The organism is Blautia sp. MCC283, from assembly GCF_018785565.1.
Classification (GTDB): domain Bacteria; phylum Bacillota; class Clostridia; order Lachnospirales; family Lachnospiraceae; genus Blautia_A.
This window is the reverse complement of record NZ_WQQB01000068.1, coordinates 13,131-35,266: the sequence shown is the minus strand read 5'-3', so window position 1 is coordinate 35,266 and position 22,136 is coordinate 13,131. Positions and strand designations below refer to the sequence as shown.

The following is a 22,136-nucleotide window of genomic DNA, read 5'->3' as shown; positions in this document are numbered from 1 at the left end:
ACCGCAATTATGTTTAAGACGCTCTCAGGGAACAGGCCCGCCAACTCTTCCAATGAATCTCAGGGAACAGGCCCGCTATGCGGGCCGCTTTCCCGTACGGTAAAACAAAAAATCGACTCAGCCTGTCGCTGCCAATACAGCAGCATACAGGACTGAGCCGATAAATTATCACCCTCTACAACGCATCACAGCGGCGTGGCCGGAGGGTTGGGGTGTGGGGAAGGGAAATGGCCTTCGCAACTTCGAATGCTTCCCTTCCCCACGGTTTTCCCCCCACTTTTCACAAAAGCCAAAAATCATTTCACTACAACCTTACATTTCACAGTCTTACTTCCGGACTTCACATAAATATAAGCCGTACCCTTTTTCTTCGCTATGATCTTACCAGCAGAAGTAACAGTCGCAACTTTTGTATTACTTGATTTATAAGTAATCTTCTCCGTACTGGTTCTCGGTGTAAGAACCGGTTTCAATGTGGCAGTTTTCTTCACCCGAAGGACAAGGGAAGATTTTACCCCTGTAATCTTTGTCGTTTTAACAGAACGAACAGTCACCGTCACATATGCTTTTTTGTTACTCTTGAGTGTAACGGTCAGAGTTGCCCTGCCTGGAGTTTTGCCAGCAACAACCACACACTTTCCGTTTGACTGTTTTGTAACTGTGGCAACCTTCGTATTGCTGGATTTCCAGGAAACCACGGAATCACCTTTTTTATAAGTCACATAAAGGGATGTCAGCTTCTGCTGTGGGTTCAGAGTTACTGCTGTTCTGGAAACTTTTATGGTTGGGGTAAGCTTATTTCCGGTTACCCTACTTGTGTAATAGCATACTTTACATGTACGCATCTTTTTTTCCGGCTGGCTTATGGTAGCTTCCTGCGTCACTTCCCATGGTCCGTAAGAATGTGCACTTCTCGGCAGGATCGGTTCTGTGGAATCTTTATCAATCGCACCGCATTCTTTGCAATGATAACTCTTGGTTCCACCCTTTGTACAGTCATAAAAATCCATATCATTTTTTTCATCATAGATCTTCTCTGCACTCCAGGTATGTTCCTTACCTGGCACGGTAACCGTACTTCTTTCGTCGATTGCGCCGCAAACGATGCAGTGATAGCTTTTAGTTCTTGCAACCGTGCAGTCGTAAGGATCTTCTCCGTCCCATTCTCTTTCCTGGCTCCAGATATGTTCATCTACTTTATCTGATGCAAAATTATACTCAATATTCATAAAATCCGGATTAAAAACTGTATCAAGCTGCAGCTTTTTCCACTGTGCCTGTGTTCCTGTATACTGGATCACTGATGGATCACAGCCTTCAAACGCAGTCTTGTCGATTTTTGTGATACTTGCAGGAATGAATATTCTTTTAACATTGTAATCATACTGAAATGCGCCCGCCGGAATTTCTCTCAGGCTCTCCGGCAATACGATACTTTTCAGGCTGTCACAGCCGTTAAAAGCCTTTTTTCCTATGCTGGTAATACTTTTGGGAAGTTTCAGTTCTCCTTCCAGACCTCCACAGAACCAGAAAGCTCCATCACCTACAGATGTAAGGCCATCTGGAAAATTGATCTTTTTCAGTACGGTGTCATTGTAAAATGCCTCTGTTCCGATCTTTTTGACATTTTTTCCTAGTTCCACTTCTTCCAGATACAACATACTCGCAAACGTATTTGCACCCAATGTGGAGATTCCATCACTGACTTTTACCCTGGTAATGTCGAATGCTGCCCACGGCTGCGTAAAAAGCCCATCCGGCATATCCGGAACAGCTCCTGTGCCCCGGATTCTGCAATATCTCCTGTCTCCTCTGGAGTCTCCCCCATTGCTTCTGTCTCCACAGAATCCCCTGCGCTTTCCACGCTCTGCTCGATCACTTCCGTGTCAGAAAGATCTGCCGCATCTGCCATCGTGCATGGTTCCAGCATCATAAGACCTGCGATCAGTAATGAAACCACTTTCTTTTTCATAGATATTTCCTCCTTCTCCTGCAACTTTTTCCCATTTTTGAATACAAAAAATGGATCCTGTGTATTATACACAGAACCCGTTTTCTCTGTCGCAATACTATGTTATGATTATACGTTTTCATACCAATCGTGTCAATATTTTACAACATGGCACAAAAAAGTTTACCCGGAATAATATATCCCTTATCTGTCTTCAGGACTCCGATCCATCACTCTCTGTCATCTGTGCTTCAATAGCCTTTCCAAGCCGGTTATAGATCGTTACCGCATCCTGCACATGCAGCGGGCTTCCCGTATTCCCCGCAGCGCCGGCAGTTACCAGAATATATTCCCGGTCATAAATTTCCGCAAAGCTGGCCAGGCACAGGCCCGCCTCACTGGTATATCCCGTCTTGCCTCCCAGGATCTTGCCCCCAGTAACAGAAGTATCCGAAAGGTTCTTGAACATGGTACTGTAATATGTAATTCCACTGGGGTGGATGTTGGTAACTCCGGTAGAATGCCGCGGACTCTCAATGATCTCTCTGAACGTATCGTTCCGAAGTGCATATCTGAGCAGCACTGCAATATCCCTCACCGTACTGTAATGATCCGGATCATGCAGTCCGGTAGTATCACAGAAATGCGTTCCATTCATTCCAAGCTTCTGCGCTTTTTTATTCATCATTTCCACAAATCCATCCCTGGAACCGCCTACGGTATCCGCCAGTGCGATACAGCACTCCGCGCCAGATGGCAGCATGGCACCATAAAGAAGATCAATGGCTCGCACGGTCTCACCGGGCTGAAAACCGGCCTGTGTGGCATCCTGCTCGTAAAGTCCGGCAAACATCTCCTGAGTCAGGGTGATCTCCTCATCCAGATCATCCAGGTTCTCAATGGCCACGATCACAGTCATGATCTTCGTCATGGAAGCTGGATAGATTTTCTCATCGCCCTTCATATTTCCGATGATCTTTCCACCTTTTACCTGCATCAGAACTGCATACGGGCTGTTGATACCGCTCATTTCAAGCTTACGGACAACAGGTCTCTGCAACGACTCCATCCAGTCTCCTACACCTTTATTCCAGCCTATGATCACTACAAGTGTCAGGATCACAATCGCCTCCACCAGAAGGCAGAGTGCCATTTTTACTTTGTTTACTTCTTTTTTTATTTTCTTCGCTTTACGCTTTTTTGATTTCAACTTATACTCCCCATTCAGATCAACTCATCCACAATATCCCCGTGGAAAACATTATCTGCCCTGTTTTCCCCGTCATTTTTATCTTAACACAATTCAGAATTTCATCTGTAAACTTTATATGAAAAATCTCTAATAATTTTCCAAATCTGCTTGAGCCTTATTTATTATAAAAGCATTGAAGAAAAAATCAAGATACCTATACAAAAAAATACCCTGTACAAAGTCTCCTCTGTACAGGGCATTTAAAATTTATTACTGAGCTAATTTAACCGGGTTAAGCTTAACACCAGGTCCCATTGTCGGAGCGATTGTAACGCTCTTCAGATACTGACCTTTCAGTGTGCTAGGTCTAGCCTTTGTGATAGCTCCCATAAGCGTCTGGAAGTTGTCGCTTAACTGCTCCTCGGTAAAGGAAGCCTTTCCGATCGGAACATGGATGATGTTGGATTTGTCAAGACGATACTCGATCTTACCTGCTTTAATGTCGTTAACAGCTTTTGTTACGTCCATTGTTACAGTACCAGCTTTCGGGTTTGGCATTAAACCTTTCGGTCCAAGTACACGACCAAGACGACCTACAACGCCCATCATATCCGGTGTTGCAACTACAACGTCAAAGTCAAGCCATCCCTCGTTCTGGATCTTCGGAATGAGGTCCTCAGCTCCTACGAAGTCTGCTCCTGCTGCCTTTGCCTCTTCTGCCTTAGCATCTTTAGCAAATACAAGTACACGAACTTTTTTACCTGTTCCGTGTGGCAGAACAACTGCTCCACGGATCTGCTGATCTGCGTGACGTCCATCGCAGCCTGTACGGATGTGAACTTCGATGGTCTCGTCGAACTTAGCTACAGCTGCTTTTTTAACAAGGCTGATAGCCTCTGGTGCATCATATAATGTTGCGCGGTCTACTGCTTTCGCAGCTTCCACATATTTCTTTCCTCGTTTCATTTCTATAACCTCCTGTGGTATTTGCGGGGAAAAGCCCTCCCACTTGAAAATTTCACTTTTTCTACGGGAACCCCGAACTTAATCTTCGGTATTTATTAGTCTACGACTTCGATTCCCATACTTCTTGCTGTACCGGCGATCATGCTCATAGCAGCCTCGATGGATGCTGCATTGAGGTCTTTCATCTTCAGCTCAGCGATCTCCTGAACCTGTGCCTTAGTAACTTTAGCTACTTTAGTCTTGTTCGGTGTACCGGAACCAGATTTGATGTTTGCAGCTTTCTTAAGAAGAACTGCTGCCGGCGGAGTCTTGGTTATGAAGCTGAAACTTCTGTCAGCGTAAACAGTGATGACAACCGGGATGATAAGATCTCCCTGATCAGCTGTTCTTGCGTTGAACTCCTTAGTAAACTGTACGATGTTTACACCGTGCTGTCCAAGAGCCGGACCTACAGGTGGTGCTGGAGTTGCTTTACCAGCCGGAATCTGTAATTTGATATATCCTGTTACTTTCTTTGCCATTTTCGGCACCTCCTATGTGGTATTGGCGGGGGTGTGTCCCTCCCACTTGCTGTTACCTTGTTTTTTAATTACTCAGCTTTTTTGATTTCTGTGAAACTTATCTCTACCGGTGTTTCACGACCGAAAAGCTCAACATTGATCGTTACTGTCTGTTTCTGCATGTTGATACCTGTGATCACACCTGCAGTATCTTTCCATGCACCACCAGTAACGACTACCATGTCGCCCTCTGCGAAGTCCACTTCGATATCCGGTTTCTGGATACCAAGCGGCATCATTTCCTCCTCTGTAAGAGGCACAGGCTTCGATCCCGGCCCTACGAATCCGGTAACACCTCTGGTGTTACGGACAACATACCAGGTATCGTCATTCATCACCATATTGAGAAGCACATAGCCTGGAAACATCTTTTTCTGAACCTGTCTTGAGGTTCCGTTCTTCATCTCCACTACATCCTGCAGCGGAACACGTACCTCCAGGATCTGGTCTTCCAGGTGTCTGTTCTCGATCGTCTTTTCAATGTTGGCTTTTACCTTGTTCTCATACCCGGAATAGGTATGGACAACGTACCATTTTGCTGCTTCTGACATATAATCACCTTGTCCTTACTTCATTAAGAAATTAATGCATTCCAGGATTCCGGAATCCATTACACTGATAACCGCTGCCAGGATGATCGTGATGATCACGACCACAACAGTCTGCTTTGCCAGTGTGGGACGGTCTGTCCAGACAATCTTCTCAAATTCTGACTGAAGTCCCTGAAACCAACTTTTCTTCTGCGGCTTATCCGCAGATTTCTGTTTTTCCATAGCATAACCTCACAAATCTCTGTGATTACTTTGTTTCCTTGTGCAGAGTGTGTGTATGACAGAACTTACAATATTTCTTGGTCTCCATTCTCTCAGGATGGTTCTTTTTCTCCTTCGTCATATTGTAGTTACGCTGCTTGCACTCGGTGCATGCTAATGTAATCTTAACGCGCACAACTTCCACCTCCAGTGTTTTCATTTGCACGGTCTTTTACGCCGCCCGGAACGTGTATCCGTCGTCATTTTCGGGCATAAAAAAAAGACCTAACTTCCATGTCGCTCGTCAATTTTATCACAGAGCAGGTGTGCAAGTCAAGCCTTTTTCGCTTAATATATAAAGAAATTCACGGTTCCATACAGACGCCTCAAGTGCACAAACTCGATTCCGCTTCGCTGCATCTCGTTTTCGGGGCGTCGCCCCTATGCAGCAAGTCATAAGAAGCCTCTTATGTGCAGGCACAACGTGTCTTCTTCTGTCTTCCTGCACACTTTCGACTGGTATTAAAAGTAATCATATCCTCCATGGATATCCACAACACTGCCGTTCATATACCCATTAGACAGCACCGCGTACGCCATATCCGCCACTTCCTCCACAGTTCCAAACCTGTGAAGGGCGATCTTTCTGTTGATACGGTCGTAGCTCTCCTGGGTGCGGGCACTGTGCCAGGGAGTTTCGATAAATCCCGGTGCAATGACATTAACGGTGATGCCTTTTGGCTCAAATTCCTTTACCAGAGATTTGGTCAGGAAATGAATGGCCGCCTTGGTAACTCCGTATACAAGGGAAGAAGAATACGCCTGCTGCCCTGCATAGGAACCGGTAAAAAGCACACTGCCGCCTTCCACCATCATGGGCCGCAGTTCTTTGACCATGAATACCGGCACGGAAAGATTGGTGTTTACGATCCTTGTCCATTCCTCAAAACTATAGTCCTCATATTTCGCATAGGTGCTGATCCCGGCGTTGCTTACCAGCCAGTCAATATGATCAGCCCGTTTTTTCAGCTCTTCCACAAAAGCCATCATTTCATCATAGGAAGACATATCTGCCTTCATCAGGATCACCTGAGATTTTTTTTCCTCAGGAAGGCTGTCCCGAAAAACAGCAGCCTTTTTCTCATCATGTCCGTATGTTACAAAGATCCTGTCTTCTTTCGCAGATTCCGCCAGGATCTTTTCGGCGATCCCTCTTCCGATTCCGGAGGTACCGCCTGTGATCACAGTTATTTTTCCCATTTTATAACTCCATCAGTTCATCAAATATCGGTTTCGGTATATAAGGCTGCTGGTTATGGATCGGCTCTCCCAGACAGGTCTTCGGGTATGCGTAAGTTCCATGCTCCAGCATGATCTCCAGAAGCTCCGGTCCGCTCTGTTCCAGAAACTTACCGGCATATTTCTCCACATCTTCTCCCTGGATACGCTTCGCAGGAATTTTGTAAGCCTGCGCCACGTCTGAGAAATTACAGGAAGAAAATCCGCTGCCATCGGAAGTATCCGCATACACGCAGTCAAAATAGTCTCTCTGGAGATGACGGATCATTCCCAGCGCCTCATTATTCATCACGATCATTTTTACCGGGATGTTCTCACGCTTCACCCACTGCAGTTCCTGAATGTTCATCTGGAATGCTCCGTCTCCGCAGATACATGCCACCGGTTTTCCTGTTGCATAATAAGCACCGATCGCTGCCGGAAGTGCATATCCCATGGCGCCATGTCCACCGGAAAAAAGTGTCTTCTGGCCCTGTCGGTTGTGAAAGGACTGATAGCTCCAGACCATATGCTGTCCCACATCCACAGCAACGGCTCCAGTATCGAAAAGCCTGTCACTTAAATATGCGATCATGCGGTTCGGATAACGCTGCGGTGTTGCATCATCCACCTGCTCCAGCTCTTTTCGGATCTTCCGGCATACAGCCAGCCATTCCTCATAAGAGCCGATCTGCGCCTGCTGCTCTGTCAGTTTACACGCTACATCCTCTGCGCTGACGCAAAAACATTTCTCCCCTTTTCTTCCCTCATGGATCTCTCTCTGAAGGTTATAAGGATCGATATCCACACGGACGATCTCCGCTCCCTTGGCAAACTCATGGACCTTCGTTCCGATCTGGCGTGTGCAGAGCGAAATCCCAAAACAAAGCAGGAGATCACTTTTCGCATTGGCGATCATATTTGCATACCGGTGTCCGTAGGCACCGCCGATACATCCGAAGTTCAGCGGATCATCAAATTTCAGAACAGAACGGGCGAGTACACTTGTGATCATAGGAATATGATGGACGCGTGCGAGATCAGTAAGCATTTTTTCTGTTTCGCCATTCGCTCCGTGGCCGATCATAAATACCGGACGTTTCGCACCTTTAATCTTATCCAGAATATACTCTGCTGCCTCTGCCGCATCAGAAGAATCTGCTTTTGCAACAGCATCCCTGTAAAAAGCGGCTCCATTCTCAGGATCATTTTTTCCATATATGGCTGTATCGATCTCTTCTTCAGAAAATTTCATATCATAAACCGGATCTTCCACTTCACTTCTCTGTACATTCATAGGCAGGTCGATAAGAACCGGGCCTTTCCGTCCTGTGTTGGCGATCTGCCATGCCAGGTTCAGTTCCCGGACGATATCTTTCGGGTCACGGACCTGTATGGCATACTTGGTTACCGGCTTCGCCATGGAAACCATATCGATCTCCTGAAAGCCCTGCTGTCGAAGTCCTGCAATACCGGAATACTCATAGGTATTGAGCTGTCCGGTAATAAAGATCACCGGAAGCGAATCAAAATATGCATCAGCCACGCCGGAGAGCAGATTGGCAGCTCCGGGACCGCTTGTGGCATATGCACAGCCGCAGGCTCCTTTCGCCTGAGCATAACCGCAGGCCGCAAAAGCAGCTCCCTGCTCATGATAGCTGGAATGACTTTTTGTATGAGGATTCTTTTCAATGGAATCTACCAGATGTGCGATCATGGTTCCCTGATATCCAAAGAAATCCCGGATCCCTTTTTTCTGTAAAAATTCTACAACATAATCTGTAAGCTTCATTTTAAACATATTTTTTTACCTTTTCCATAAAACCAACTCTGCCTGTTTTTTCCAGATACTGAATATAGATATCCAGTAATTCCGGATCTGCTTCAAATATCTCATCGTATTTCAGGCATTTATTCATCATATCCGTATATCTGCCAAACACAATTTCCAGCTGCACATAATCCTGATTCTTATGCAGGTTTCGGATATAATCCAACTTCTTTCGATATGCTCTCGCACATGTATATTTTTTACCGCAGAGCTTTGCGTAATTCCAGCACTGGTTGAAATATTCCCGGTAGCTGAGACCAAATTTCTGCCGGCGTGCTCTTCTTTTTCTCCGGGAAGCAAGTCTCTTCAGATCTTTTCCCTGCTGCATGAATTCTTCGCAGGGAATCAGTGTGCTGCACACAGCTATGGCACTCTGACGGTAATTCTCAGGTCCTTTATCCCGGTAATTCGCTCCGTAGGAAGTCATAAGATATTTCTCTGCATCAACCGGTATAAAAAAATGTTCTCCCTCAATCTCTACTTCCTTCTGTTCCTCAAAAACATATGCAGGATAATAGACATTTTTATTCAGAAAACGCACCACATAATTCTGTACATCTTCCTGTGGCTGATGGAGCAGATCCCGAAATATCCTCTTACCGAGCCATCCTCTTCCACAGAGCATAAGCAGACGTACCATACAGACACAGGCAAAAGCTCTCTGATTTCTCCACTTTTCTTTTCTTTCGTGGATTCTTCTCCATCCATCTTCCCGCATACGGTTCCAGAGATATTTTCTCCTGGGACCATATTCACATTGCAGCGGCAGTATTCTTACTGCCATACCGGGATACTGAAATTTTCCGTAATCATCCATCTTGTAAAACAATGTGTCTTTATCTGTATACCGAAGATAAAATCCGGGGAAATATTTATAACTGTCCATGGATTCCAACGCTCTCCTCAGCACCGGTTCCTCTTCAAAAACATTCTTGAACCTTTCCATGTCTCCGGTTTTCATATATATAACACCAGCTTCGGGATTCAGTGGAAAAGGCCGTTCCGTCACTGCGCAGAGAGTAAGATACGGAGAAAGAAAATATGTGATCTTGTTTTTTCTGCATATGATATCTATTTCTTTAAGGAGTTCCAGTACTTTCTGTTGTTCTCTGTTCAATACACTCTGCCTCATTTCTATTGTTTTGGTGTATGGTACAACTACATGATCTTTTTCAGAAGTTCCTGAATATTTTCCTGGCTTTTGTATTTATCCAGCCAGACATCCAGAAATTCCGATACATCGGATTTCTTTGCAAAAAACGCACTTCTTTTGCTGCCATTGTAAAGATCTCGCAGGAAGATTCCGGCAAGTTCCGTCTTAAGATATGGATGCTGCATATGCTCCAGAGCTTTGAAATAATTTTCGAAAGCTTCCTTTGTCTGGCCCTGCTTTCTGCGGATATCGCCAAGAAGTTTCCAGGTTTCTCCCTGCCACTGCTTATGAACCAGATAGCTTCTGACTTCTTCTGCCAGATATTCCATATCACTTACTTCGTCTGTACACAGAAATCTGGTACGGCAGTCAGCAAGAACTTCCGGATATCCAAACCGTTTCCATGCCAGGGTAAGTGCCTCCCGGTAAAGCATTTCCTCCGAAAGCGGCTTCTTTTCTATCTTACCAGAAATACCGATTTTCAGATAAAGCTCTTTTACCAGTTCCTCAAGCTCCGCTTTTGTGCGCACAACAGATACCTTTGCCAGATAAAATGCTCCGTCTATTTCTGTATCCTCCGGCAGTAATTTTTTCCAGAGTTCCATGTAAACAGATGCCTCGGACTTATGACGTGCTTCCAGAAGTTTTCTGCACTGGGAAATGACCTGTGTTTTTTTGTCCTGAAGGAACTTATCCAGCTCAAGATGCACAATTCCATTGTTGGTGGTTTCTCTTGCAAGTGCGTACTTTTCCATGGCTTCATTCTGAAGACCTTTTTTCCAGAGGAGATCGCCCTTATATTTGATGAAGTATCCATCCTGCGGAAAATGCTTCAGACAATACGCCAGAAATTTTTCTGCCTCGGAAAAATCCTTCACCTCTTCAAGGCGTTCCATAACAAACCTGCACTTGAACTTTATAAAGCCAGGCGCATCCGGATATTTTTTCAGAAGGTCATCTACGATCGCTTCTGCTTCTTTCTTCTCGTGAAATTCATACAGACTGGCAGCTTTCCGGAATGCACGGATATCTTCCACCGTCTGTTCCATTTTTGGAGTAATATGATCCATTTTTCTGCGTACTTCATACATGCGATATGCTTTGGAAACACGCTCTGTATAGATCAGGGTCAGCATGGCAGCCTGAAAAGTACCGTCCTCTGTACGGATCAGTGTAGGATGATAAAATGGCCGTATCCCGTTATAATCCTCACGGCCGATAAATTCTGCACTGAGCTGGATCTTATAATAGTTGTCAAAAATCTCATTCAGCACGTCAAAGCGCTTCTCTGCCAGCAGAGTTTCCAGTGATCTCTCAGATCTCAGAAGTCTCGCCTCAAGATCCTTCGCCGCTGCTTCTGCTCTGATCCGGTTTCGCTCAACATCCAGTTTATGGTCTTTTTTTGCCATAAGCAGACAGTAAAATTTACGGAATGTCATCTGTCTGCGAATTCTTCCTCTGGATATCCTCGGCATATATTCATCACGGATTTCCTGATAATTCGCTCCCGGTACATAAATAGACTCATGGGATTCTCTTTCCCCATGAGGCGGTATATAGGACCATTCGTCCCCGTAATGCCAGATCAGATAATCACTGACCCTGTGGGGAACCATTACCTTTTCCCCTTCAAAATCCATATATTTCACCGGAAACATCATATCCTTATCAAAAAGAAACGGGCAGCCACCCCAGCGCATGGCATAGCGGCTGCACTCTTCCTCTTTATATGAAAACATGAGTTTTTCCAGTTTTTTCAGTGTTCTGTCTTTTCCGAAAAATTTATATCGGAACAGCCAGTACAGATACTTCCATGCAGAAATTTCCCATCTTGCTCCGACTACCATACTGATATTGATAAGATCCGTATAGATCATCATGTATGTTCTGTACTTCTCATACTCCCTGTCATCATCCGGGATCGGATCCAGTGTCAGAACATCTATGATCTCTCCGGCTTTATCGTCTCCGATGATCTGATGCTTATGGATGGAACAGGTATCTGTACTTCCATATCGCGGAAAACTGTTGGTATAGGTGCGGTCTACGTCTGAGCAGTAAATTGCCCGGTTGTCCGGCATTTCTGTTTTGCAGATCTCTACAAATTTATCCCAGTCACTCTTTGGCATATAGATATCTACATCATCATCCCATGGGATAAATCCCTCATTTCGAAGAACTCCGATCAGTGTTCCCCCTGCCATTACATATCTAAGATTGTGCTTTTTGCAGATTGCGTCAACCTCCCGGAAGAGCTGCAAAAGAAGTTCCTGTTTTTCTGTCATCTGTTAACCTCTTTGATCAATAATTTTCAAAAGCTCTGCCAGCGTCTCGGATTCTTCATAAAAAAATCTCGTACACTCCGTCCGTCTGTCACGGATCATGATCATCAGCTCCTGAAGAAGATAACGAAGTCCGTTTCCTTCGAAATTAAAGCTGTATCGTTTCAGAAACTCCTGACCTTCCACTTTCGCTTCAAAATATCCTGTATTCCACCAGTCATTGGGTACTGTAATGCGGCCTCTGGTTCCGATGATCGCAAGCTCATTCTCCACATCAACCGTTGTTCCGATCTCTATGGTCGCCAGTGATTTCGGATAACGGACAGTGATCATATCATAAATAAATTCTCCGTTATTTCCCTTCACAGCATTGGTATTCACATCCAGATAATTGCTGCCAAGAAGCTTGATGCATGCACAGAGCGCCTGGCTTACTGTCTCGTTAAATGTCTTGCCGCCTTCAAAATCATCCTGGGAAACCGCACACTTTACAGCGATCACATCTCCTACCAGCGCACCATGTGTAAGCCATACAAGCTGTGTAAAAGCGCGCAGATAAACAAGGGTAAGCCTTTCCACAAGAACTACCCTGTGTTCTTTCGCAAGTGCGAACAGTTCTTCCATTTCCCCCGGAGCCAGCGTCATCGGCGTGTCACTGATCACATATTTATTCTGCTCCAGTGCATGCCTTATATAAGCCGCCCTGTTTTTCAGACCGGATTTAATATAGATGATATCCAGACCGTTCAGGAATTCCCCGTAATCTGTACCATAAGAGTCCAGTTCATATCTGTCACAGAACTCCCGGGCAACAAAAATATCCTCTGAGTAAACACTCTCCACATGAAGCCCGCTTACAAATTTGGATTCCAGAACCATTCCATTATCTTCCGCATCATCAGTTACAATGCCTACACGGTAAATGGTTCCCTCACTTCTCAGTTTGGTGCTGGAAATATTCTTGGTCCGTTCCAGATAAACCACCTGGCAATAGTTCTTAAGATAATCAAACTTCCCGCGCCAGTCCGATCCGACAACCAGAAGGTCAATATTATACTTGGTGATATCGCTGAGTTTCTGTCCCTGATATTCCTCTACAATGATCTCATCTGCAAAACCTGTTTTCCGGACATTCTCAATCCTTTTCAGGAGGCTGTCCTGAACATTCAGCTTACCGCGTTCAATATCATAACTCTCGCTGGTGACTCCCACGATCAGATAATCTCCCAGCTCTCTTGCCCTCTTCAGAATATTATAATGTCCCTGATGGAACAGATCAAAAGTACCATAAGTAATGACTCTTTTCATTATACGTCCTGCTCTTTCTGATCTTCCTTTCCCGTCAGCATGTCCTCTTCCACATAAAAATCTTCTTCATCAAAAAACTCTTCCGCACTGTCATTCTCTTCTTCCAGTGCATCCTGAAGCTCCTGAAACTCCTGAGGATCTCCGGCATCCTCTGTCTCTTCCTCCAGTGTTGCAGCCAGCTCTTCGATCGCTTTCTTTCTCTTACGCATGATCTCATAGTCGTCTTCTTCGTCGTATTCTTCCTCCAGTCCTTCATCCTGGACCTGTTTTTCTTTCTTAAACAGGATAAAAGTCAGAAGCTTCAGGATGCCATTGTAAATGAAGGAAACCGGCGCACTTCCGAGAATCAGCACAAACAGCCAGGAAATTCCGAACAGTGCCCATACATTCAATGTCTGCGGGATGCTGAGAAGAAGCAGACCATTTAACACGATCATGATCGGATAATGGAAGAAGTAAATACCCATGGTATTTCTTCCCACGAAGGTGATCGGCAGCTTCCTGTCCGGCATCAGTGCCAGAAAAGTAAGGACCAGCACAAAAGATACCAGATACATCAGAAGACGGATCAGCATTCCAGTGACATCATCCATTCCCGATACCTGATAAGAGTGATTACCTCTGAGGATATCAACCGGCATTTCATTGGCGATCATAAAATTCGGGATTCCGTACAGAAGCAGTCCCGAAATCGGCACCAGAACCCATTTTCCCTTGAACTTACGGACAATCTTGGTATAATCACTCTTCCACAGATAGCCTGCCACAAAAAAAGGAAAAAATACAACAATCCTTGAAGTAGAAAGATATGTTGTAAATTCCGGTCTTGTTCCTGCCCATAACGCAAAAATAATACTTATCGGCACAATAAAACGCACCTTACCCAGTGCTTCAATAGTCAGTCTGTATGCAAATAATGCCAGCACATACCACATAACCGTGCCAGACGGGCGAAGCAGCTCATAATCCATACTCTTGCCGAGCCAGATATATGCATACCAGGTCAGGCTGTATCCAAGAATATAAGGAATCAGAAGATTCTTCACATTCCTCAGCACATCCTGCGGCTTCTTGGACAGATATCCGGACATAAATACAAATGCAGGCATATGAAAAATAGTAATGGCATACCATACATAACGCACCACAACGTCCACTTTAACCAGCTGAAAAGCGATCAGATGGTTAAATACAACAAGAAAAATCAATAATACTTTAATGTTATCAACCAGGTAGGAATATGGTACCCCCTGACTTTCCATTCTCTGTTTCATTTGTTTCCACCTTGTAATATTCTTACTGATAATTCCCTCTGTTCCTTCATCAGGTCAGAGATTCTTACTTAATTTTGATGAAAGTATGAATAAATAATAACATACCTTTATGAATTTGGAAATAAAAAATTAATATTTGCCACAATTATTCTCCATTTCCAAAACTATACAGGACGATATTTTTTTCCCTGTAATCCCTGTTTTTAACGGTATTTCCATACTCCGTGAACTGCATAGGAAATAAAAAAGAGCAGGCTTTTCAGACGTCCATATCCGACATAACGATACACCTGATAAGTCATTGCGGCAGATTTCAGTTTGTTTCTGGATTTTCCCCCTTCGCTGAGCCGGTACTTCAGATACGGTTTATTGATCCCCACTACAAAACCGCCTCTCCGAAGTATCTTCAGCCAGGTAATATAGTCTTCGTGACTGTCATCGTGAGTCATCGGAAACGCAAGGGCATCTTCTCTCTTAAGAAGCACAGACGAGCAGTTAATGCTGTTATGTTTCAGAAGATCATGATAGGTAATACGTTCTTTTACCGGGATGTATTTCCCTGTGGTGTGTCCATTCGGCTGCATCAGCTCTCTCCCGGTAGAACAGATATCACATCCGGTAAGCTCCATCGTCTTTACCTGTGCTTCCAGCTTGCCCTTTTCCCACCAGTCATCCGCATCCAGAAAGGCAATGTATTTTCCTTTTGAAGCTTTTACTCCCCGGTTTCTGGAACGGGCGGCTCCCATATTTTCTTTATTTCGGATATAACGGATATTTCCGCTGTCCATATATTTCATTACGGTAAGTTCTGTTTTGTCTGTGGAGCAGTCATCAATGACAAGAAGTTCTGTTGGAACGTTCTGTGCCAGTACGGACTCGATTGCTTTTCCAATATATTTCTCACCGTTATAAACCGGCATGATCACGGAAACCAGTGGTTTTTCCATAAAAACGACCTCCCTTTTCTTTATTTACAAAATGCGCGCCAGAACCAGCCTGACACGCACTTTTTGATTTCGTATTATTTCCTATTTATCCTGTGAATCTTTCAGGGCATTCTTCTGATCGTCATCCACACCTTCGGATACTTCTTTCTGGAAAAAGATCTTCACAGTCATAAACAGAAGCTTGATGTCCAGAAGGAATGAATAATTCTCAATATAGAACAGGTCCAGTTTCAGCTTGTCGTACGGTGTGGTGTTATATTTGCCATAGACCTGTGCATAACCGGTCAGTCCTGCTTTTACCTTAAGACGGTAATGGAATTCCGGGATCTCCTGCTCGTATTCCTGCATGATCACATCTCGTTCCGGGCGTGGGCCTACCAGAGACATATCTCCCGCAAATACATTAAACAGCTGCGGAAGTTCATCCAGATGCAGGTTACGGAGAACATGTCCCACCGGTGTGATACGGGAGTCATGTTTGGATGCAAGACGTGCTCCGTTCTTCTCGGAATCCACACACATGCTTCGGAATTTCCGGATACGGAACTCTTTTCCCCTATAAGTGAGACGATCCTGAAGATAAAATACCGGGCCGCCATCATAGGCTTTCACCGCAATGGCAATGATCAGCATGATCGGGGAAGATACAATAATTCCAAGGCCGGAAACAACAATATCCAGAAGTCTCTTCGCTGCGCGCTGCTCCATGGAAAGTCCCTGGTTTCTGCACATCAGAAGCGGGGTATCAAACAGGTGGATCCGGTCCGTTCCCAACAGAATGATATCAGAAATCTTCGGGCTCATGTAACAGCGGATGGAATGAGAGAAACAGTATTTCAGATACTTGTTTCGGATCTGGGACGGAAGATCCCAGATGATCACGCCTTCATAATCTTCCATCATGGCGTGGATCTTCTCTTCTCCTTCGCGGATGTGTACCTTGCCGCTGATATCGTATTTATCCTTTCGGGTGTTCATCTTGTGGATGACATCTCCGGGATCACGGTCACCGTAGATAACCAGAAGTCTTCTGGCTCCGTACAGTCTGGAATAAATAAAGCGGCTTCCCCAGATCCAGAGGATGGTTACTACAATCTGGACCAGCGTCATTTCTATGATAGGACCGGCTGCAAGGAACCAGCGGTTGATCAGAGTGATCTGAAAATACGTTACAACATTGGTACAGATACTTGCCAAAGTCAGCGAATAAAACACGTCGATCCTTTTCAGATAGCCTACCTTCAATCCTCCGTAAAGCTTGGCAAACATCAGATAGATCAGTGCATAGATCAGGATCAGCACCCAGTTACCTTTTCTCCAGAATGGTTTCAGGATCAGGCTGCTGTAAAAATCATACCACACATAAGCAAAGATTGCTGTCTGCGCAATAATGATCAGACTCGCCAGACAAAACACCACAAATCTTTTATAATCTTCTCTTTTACTTCTGTTCACAGATTTTTTCTCCCTTCCTTAGGAGTTGTTATTAACCATACCATTATAGCCAATATATACTCTTACGTCCAGAGATTCCTCTGATTTTTATTCTGATATTTTCCGTTCGCACCGTTTTTCTCTGTAAATATGGCAAAAATCCCCGGAATTTTTCCAGGGATTTTTGACTGTTAATATTTATTTTTCTTTTTCAATTTCCGCGCTTTTTGCGATTATTCATTCACCAGATTATACTCTTCGATGGATTTGTTGATGGAATCTGCCATGTTCTTCACAGCTGTATCCACATCTTCTTTTCCATTGAGCATGCTCTCGATCTCGGATTCCACAGTAGCTCTCGCCTCCGGGAATACGCTTAACAGAGCACCTACATAGTCTGCGGAAGAATCATGAAGCTGGTCAATCGCTGTCTGGAACTGTGGATATTTCTCAACATTGTCCTTGAATACCTGTTCGTCCTGAGCTTTTACAGTTACAGGGAAGTATCCGGTCTGTGCGTTCCAGTAAGCCTGAGATTCCGGAGAAATAAGGAATTTTACAAATTCCCATGTTGCACGAAGTTTTTTCGGATCGTTGTTGTTCAATGCCCAGAGAGATGCACCACCGATGGAAACACCACCCTCGTCGCTGGATTTGATCTTCGGGAAATATGCGGTACCAACCTCAAATTTTCCGTTTACATCCTGAAGGATCTGTTTCAGGGAAGCTGTGGAACCAAGTGTGATAGCTGCTTTTCCTGCGGAGAAATCTGCAAGTCCTGCATCGCCGCCTTTTCCAACGATCGGTGCGAAACCTTTGTCGTTAAGGTCTTTCCATGCGGTAAGGATGTTCTTTGCAGCACCGTTCTCATCGAATGCTACAGCAGTAGCTGCGTCTTTTCTTCCGTTTCCGTTGTTTGCATATTCAAGGCCCTGTTTTCCGATGAACTGCTCGAAGAACCATCCGTAGATTCCAAGAGACATTACTTCACCTGCGCCGCCTTTGTCCAGAAGATCCTGTCCGATCTCGCCGATTCCTTCCAGGCTGTCCGGAACTTCTGTGATACCTGCTTTGTCAAACATATCCTTATTGTAATACATGATCGGTGTGGATGAGTTGAACGGCATGGAATAAAGCTCATTGTCGATAGTGTAGTAAGCAGCCAGGTTCGGCTCAATCTCAGATACATCATAATTGTCTGCGTCTACCATCTGCTGCATGGGAACGATCCATCCGGAATCGATCATAAATCTTGTTCCGATCTCATATACCTGTACAAGATCCGCACCCATGTTTCCGATCTGTGCACTTTTCAGTTTGTTCAGGGAATCATCATACTCGCCCTGATACTGAGCATCTACCGTAATTCCATATTTGTTCTCATCGTTGAATTTTTTTACCAGTGTATCAATCGCCTCGCCATTGACACCACCCATGGAATGCCAGAAAGTAATGGTTGTTCCGTCTACATCGGAAGCATCTGCCATCTCCACGTTTTCATCTGTGCCGGCATCTGCGGCGAATACAGTCACTCCGGAAAGTGACCCGATCGTCATTGCTGCGGTAAGAAATGCTGCGATGATTTTTTTCTTCATAACTTTTTTCTCCTCTTGAAAAATTTTCTCTTTTTCTTTCTTCTTTCTATATAAGATGAACTGCAGGCCTTGCAGCACTGCAATATCTTTTCCCCTGTGGAAAAAGTGCTCCGGGTTTATTGTTCTCTCCGGTATCAGCCTTTGACTGCTCCGGAGAACATTCCACGGATCAGCTGTTTCTGTCCAATGATAAAGATGGAAATGGACGGGATGATGATCATGACAACACCTGCGATCATCAGGGTGATGGACTGGGAATCTACGCTGTCCAGCATACTGATACCGATCTGAACGGTTCGCATATTGTTGGAACCTGTCACAAGAAGTGGCCACATGTACATGTTCCATGCATTGATGAAGGTGTACACTGCCATGGCTCCGATGGCGGATTTTGTCAGCGGAAGCAGAATCTTTACGATAAACTTCAGATTGCTGCAGCCGTCAAGTTTTGCCGATTCATACAGTGAGATCGGGAAAGTCATGTAAAACTGACGGAACAGGAAAATTCCCATTGCAGATGTAAGATAAGGCACGATCAGCACCTGGTAAGTATCCAGCATTCCCCAGCTTGATACGGTCAGATAGTTGGAAATGATCGTTGCCTCTCCTGGAACCATCATGGTCGCCATCACAACCATGAAGAGAATACCTTTTCCTTTGAATTCCAGGAAAGAAAACGCAAAAGCAGCAAGAGAACAGGTAATGATCTGTCCGATGGTAATGCATCCCGCCATGATAAAGGAATTCAAAATGAAACGGAGAAGCGGAACGGTACGGAATGCATTGATAAAGTTGGAAAAGGTCGGATTTTTGGGAAAGAGATTCAACTCTGTTGTAAACAGTTCATTGGAAGGCATCATCGCAATACTGATCGCATAAAGCAAAGGAAGCAGGATCAGAATCGCGAACACCACATTGGCAGCCACACGAAGGGCGGTTCTTGCTCTTCTCTTTGTGAGTGCTTTTGCATTCATGGCTTCTTTCAGCTTCAGAAGTTCTTCTTTTGACAGATTTCCCACAGCGGGAACTGCCACATTTTCCATCTGACTCATCAGTAATTTACTCCCTTCTTTTCAATACGGAACATGATCAGTGTGATGATCATAATGATTATAAACAGGATTACAGACTGGGCTGCCGCACTTCCGAACCGGTAGTTGAAAAATGCGTCCCTGTAAATGGAATAGACAATAACATTGGTGGATTCATTAGGTCCGCCTTCTGTGAGGATCTTGATCTGTCCAAAAGACTGGAAGGCCTGAATAATATTTACTACCAGTGTATAAAACATGATCGGAGAAAGCCCTGGAAGTGTCAGGCTGAAAAACTGCTGCACACTGCTGGCTCCATCTACAGAAGCTCTCTCATAAATGGTCTCGTCAATGTTTCCAAGACCTGCGGAAAAATACAGGAAATTGATTCCGCTGTTCAGCCAGGCTGTAAGAATTGCCACACAGATCAGTGCGGTCTTCGGATCGTTCAGCCAGTTGATATCAAGTCCCAGAAGCTTGTTTACAATACCAACTGCCGGATGAAGCATGATCTGGAAGATCATTGCCGCAGAGCTGGATGCGATGGCCATTGGAAGCGCATAGGAAGTACTGAACACCCGGATTCCCGGAAATGCTTTGTTACAGAGTACTGCAGCGATCAGGCCAAGAAGCATGCCGCCGATCACCACGATCAGAACAAAGATCAGTGTCACTTTCAGACTGTTGATAAAGGATTCGGACTGAAGCAGTTCCTTATAGTTGTCCAGGCCAACGTACAGTTTTGCCTGTCCCATTTTGTTTGTTTTGTAAAGACTTAAATAGATTGTTTTTACAAACGGATAAAACAGGAAAATTCCGAAGATCAGCATACAGGGTACCAGGTATAAGTACGGTGTGATCTTACTTTTGCTGTTGTTTCCCATGATTATTTTTCCTCCCTGTAAAAAAGATTCTCTTCGGTTTCCGGATCAAACACATGGGCTTTATCCATGTCAAAATATAAGGAAACTTTTTCGCCGACCTTGGTCTGGTTCTCCGGATTCAGGCGAACTGCCAGGGTTTTGCCCTGCTCATCAAAATAGAGGATCACTTCCGCTCCAAGCATTTCCCGGTTTACTACAGGTTCGTCCACATCTACGCTGTCATTTTCAATTCCGAGTTTTTTCGCCTCTTCAATTTCGTAGATATCTTCCGGACGGATTCCCAGGATCACGTGTCTGCCGTTATATCTGTCTGCGATCTGTTTTCCTCTGGTGCCATCCAGATAAACTTTTTTCACAGTTTTTGCGTCATCCAGAAGAAGGGCTGTGCGGTTGTTTTCTTCTGCTTTTACGGTACACTGGAAAAAGTTCATGGATGGGGAACCAAGGAAGCCTGCTACAAAAAGATTTACCGGATTGTCATAAATACTCTGTGGTGCACCCACCTGCTGGATCAGACCATCTTTCATGACCACGATCTTAGTCCCAAGAGTCATGGCCTCTGTCTGGTCGTGTGTTACGTAAATAATGGTGGTATCCAGCTGTTTATGTAATTTCACGAGCTCCACACGCATCTGTGCACGGAGTTTCGCATCCAGGTTGGAAAGAGGTTCATCCATCAGGAAAGCTTTCGGCTTCCGGATAATGGCACTTCCGATGGCAACTCTCTGTTTCTGACCACCGGAAAGAGCTGCCGGTTTCCGGTCAAGAAGCTGCTCGATCTCCAGGATCTTTGCCACCTCATGGACTTTTTTATCAATCTCATCTTTTGGCATTTTGCGGATCTTCAGGGCGTATGCCATATTTCCATAAACAGTCATGTTTGGATATAAGGCATAGTTCTGGAACACCATGGACATTCCTCTTTCCTTTGGTTCCAGATAATTGGAAAGTTCTCCGTCGATCCACAGTTCACCGTCTGTGATTTCCTCCAGGCCTGCAATAATCCGCAAAGTTGTGGATTTTCCGCATCCGGACGGACCTACGAAGATTACAAATTCCTTGTCATGTATATCAAGATTAAAATCCTTTATACCGTAATGTTCCGAATCAAATTGCTTACATACATTTCTAAGTGCAATTTCTGACATCACTTATCTCCTTTCTCTTCTCTCCTCGCTCGCATGGTTCTTAGTATAGAAGTTTTCCGGATGTTCAGATATCGTAGCTGCGCTAAGGGTTTGTGAATTGTGTGTTAAATTATTTCGGGAATTATATGCAATTCCGTTAAATTCTTTCTCCTGGGTAAAATTTCGACCGTATTCTTCAGAATCCTGTTCCTGATCTGTACTGGTCTATTGCATTAATTAGAACAATTCTCGCCAATCATGTCCGAAACATGGACTCTCGCCTCATTTTTCCATTCCTGAGTCAGAAAATAAATCAGATTTTGTATTCATCACTCATTTCTATACAAAATAAATGGCAATTTGGGGGCTTTCATCGCCGCTTGATTTGTGCAATTTTTCATGTTGTTTTAATTTTTTCTGTAAAATCTCAAATCTCAGCTATGTTTTTGTCTAATTTTACTATTGAAGTTTCGTGTATAAGTCAAACAATACAAAATATTTCTCTTAAATTTTCTAACTTTTTGTTAGCCACTTCGGTCGAGAAATGCTATAATAATCACAGTCAAAAAAG

Annotated in this window: 20 protein-coding genes; all 20 read right to left on the bottom strand. The window is 44.4% G+C overall.

The genetic code is table 11. The annotated features are described in order from the left end of the window. Positions 1-296: 296 nt before the first annotated feature. The 20 genes from GPK81_RS15935 to GPK81_RS15840 all read right to left on the bottom strand — a co-directional run bounded on the left by GPK81_RS15935 (position 297) and on the right by GPK81_RS15840 (position 21,586). Positions 297-1,763 carry a leucine-rich repeat protein gene (locus tag GPK81_RS15935; RefSeq protein WP_215707339.1) on the bottom strand — a complete coding sequence of 489 codons (1,467 nt, stop codon included), beginning with the start codon at positions 1,761-1,763 and terminating at the stop codon, positions 297-299. Beyond that, a complete protein-coding gene (locus GPK81_RS15930; protein ID WP_215707338.1) occupies positions 1,709-1,972 on the bottom strand; it encodes a hypothetical protein in 264 nt (87 codons plus the stop codon). The genes GPK81_RS15935 and GPK81_RS15930 overlap by 55 nt, the downstream gene beginning before the upstream one ends. A 193-nt stretch (positions 1,973-2,165) precedes the next feature. Next, positions 2,166-3,161: a D-alanyl-D-alanine carboxypeptidase family protein gene (locus tag GPK81_RS15925; RefSeq protein WP_021976012.1), complete on the bottom strand. Its 996-nt coding sequence runs from the start codon at positions 3,159-3,161 to the stop codon at positions 2,166-2,168. 252 nt (positions 3,162-3,413) lie between these two features. Then, complete coding sequence (rplA, locus tag GPK81_RS15920; RefSeq protein ID WP_021976011.1) at positions 3,414-4,109, bottom strand: 50S ribosomal protein L1; 696 nt, start codon at positions 4,107-4,109, stop codon at positions 3,414-3,416. Between the two features lie 95 nt (positions 4,110-4,204). Continuing rightward, positions 4,205-4,630: a 50S ribosomal protein L11 gene (rplK, locus tag GPK81_RS15915; RefSeq protein WP_015525333.1), complete on the bottom strand. Its 426-nt coding sequence runs from the start codon at positions 4,628-4,630 to the stop codon at positions 4,205-4,207. 68 nt (positions 4,631-4,698) lie between these two features. Further along, a complete protein-coding gene (gene nusG / locus GPK81_RS15910) occupies positions 4,699-5,220 on the bottom strand; it encodes a transcription termination/antitermination protein NusG (RefSeq protein WP_015525332.1) in 522 nt (173 codons plus the stop codon). 15 nt (positions 5,221-5,235) lie between these two features. Next, the gene (gene secE, locus GPK81_RS15905) at positions 5,236-5,442 is read right to left on the bottom strand and encodes a preprotein translocase subunit SecE (protein WP_021976010.1); all 207 of its coding nucleotides are present in this window, start codon (positions 5,440-5,442) and stop codon (positions 5,236-5,238) included. Positions 5,443-5,467: 25 nt separating this feature from the next. Continuing rightward, complete coding sequence (gene rpmG, locus GPK81_RS15900) at positions 5,468-5,617, bottom strand: 50S ribosomal protein L33 (RefSeq protein ID WP_044961412.1); 150 nt, start codon at positions 5,615-5,617, stop codon at positions 5,468-5,470. Positions 5,618-5,943: 326 nt separating this feature from the next. After that, positions 5,944-6,681 (bottom strand): SDR family NAD(P)-dependent oxidoreductase, encoded by a 738-nt coding sequence (locus GPK81_RS15895; protein ID WP_215707337.1) that lies wholly within the window; start codon positions 6,679-6,681, stop codon positions 5,944-5,946. 1 nt (position 6,682) lies between these two features. After that, positions 6,683-8,491: a thiamine pyrophosphate-binding protein gene (locus tag GPK81_RS15890; protein ID WP_442860750.1), complete on the bottom strand. Its 1,809-nt coding sequence runs from the start codon at positions 8,489-8,491 to the stop codon at positions 6,683-6,685. Between the two features lies 1 nt (position 8,492). Continuing rightward, on the bottom strand, positions 8,493-9,647 hold the full coding sequence (locus GPK81_RS15885; protein WP_215707336.1) for a hypothetical protein: 1,155 nt from the start codon (positions 9,645-9,647) through the stop codon (positions 8,493-8,495). A gap of 41 nt (positions 9,648-9,688) precedes the next feature. Further along, complete coding sequence (locus GPK81_RS15880) at positions 9,689-11,968, bottom strand: LicD family protein (RefSeq protein WP_178745433.1); 2,280 nt, start codon at positions 11,966-11,968, stop codon at positions 9,689-9,691. A 3-nt stretch (positions 11,969-11,971) separates the two neighbouring features. After that, a complete protein-coding gene (locus tag GPK81_RS15875; RefSeq protein WP_021976005.1) occupies positions 11,972-13,273 on the bottom strand; it encodes an adenylyltransferase/cytidyltransferase family protein in 1,302 nt (433 codons plus the stop codon). After that, positions 13,273-14,547, bottom strand: a complete 1,275-nt coding sequence (locus GPK81_RS15870) for an acyltransferase family protein (protein WP_178745436.1) — start codon at positions 14,545-14,547, stop codon at positions 13,273-13,275. Before GPK81_RS15870 ends, GPK81_RS15875 begins: the two co-directional genes overlap by 1 nt. Positions 14,548-14,750: 203 nt before the next feature. Continuing rightward, complete coding sequence (locus GPK81_RS15865; protein ID WP_178745439.1) at positions 14,751-15,494, bottom strand: glycosyltransferase family 2 protein; 744 nt, start codon at positions 15,492-15,494, stop codon at positions 14,751-14,753. Between the two features lie 81 nt (positions 15,495-15,575). Further along, positions 15,576-16,949 carry a sugar transferase gene (locus GPK81_RS15860; RefSeq protein ID WP_021976002.1) on the bottom strand — a complete coding sequence of 458 codons (1,374 nt, stop codon included), beginning with the start codon at positions 16,947-16,949 and terminating at the stop codon, positions 15,576-15,578. A 212-nt stretch (positions 16,950-17,161) separates the two neighbouring features. Next, entirely contained in the window at positions 17,162-18,523 is a 1,362-nt protein-coding gene (locus tag GPK81_RS15855) for an ABC transporter substrate-binding protein (RefSeq protein ID WP_118062578.1), read from the bottom strand. A 134-nt stretch (positions 18,524-18,657) separates the two neighbouring features. After that, the gene (locus tag GPK81_RS15850; protein ID WP_215707335.1) at positions 18,658-19,575 is read right to left on the bottom strand and encodes a carbohydrate ABC transporter permease; all 918 of its coding nucleotides are present in this window, start codon (positions 19,573-19,575) and stop codon (positions 18,658-18,660) included. Beyond that, positions 19,575-20,438 carry a carbohydrate ABC transporter permease gene (locus GPK81_RS15845; RefSeq protein ID WP_215707334.1) on the bottom strand — a complete coding sequence of 288 codons (864 nt, stop codon included), beginning with the start codon at positions 20,436-20,438 and terminating at the stop codon, positions 19,575-19,577. Before GPK81_RS15845 ends, GPK81_RS15850 begins: the two co-directional genes overlap by 1 nt. 2 nt (positions 20,439-20,440) lie before the next feature. Next, positions 20,441-21,586, bottom strand: a complete 1,146-nt coding sequence (locus GPK81_RS15840; protein WP_021975998.1) for an ABC transporter ATP-binding protein — start codon at positions 21,584-21,586, stop codon at positions 20,441-20,443. Positions 21,587-22,136: the final 550 nt, after the last annotated feature.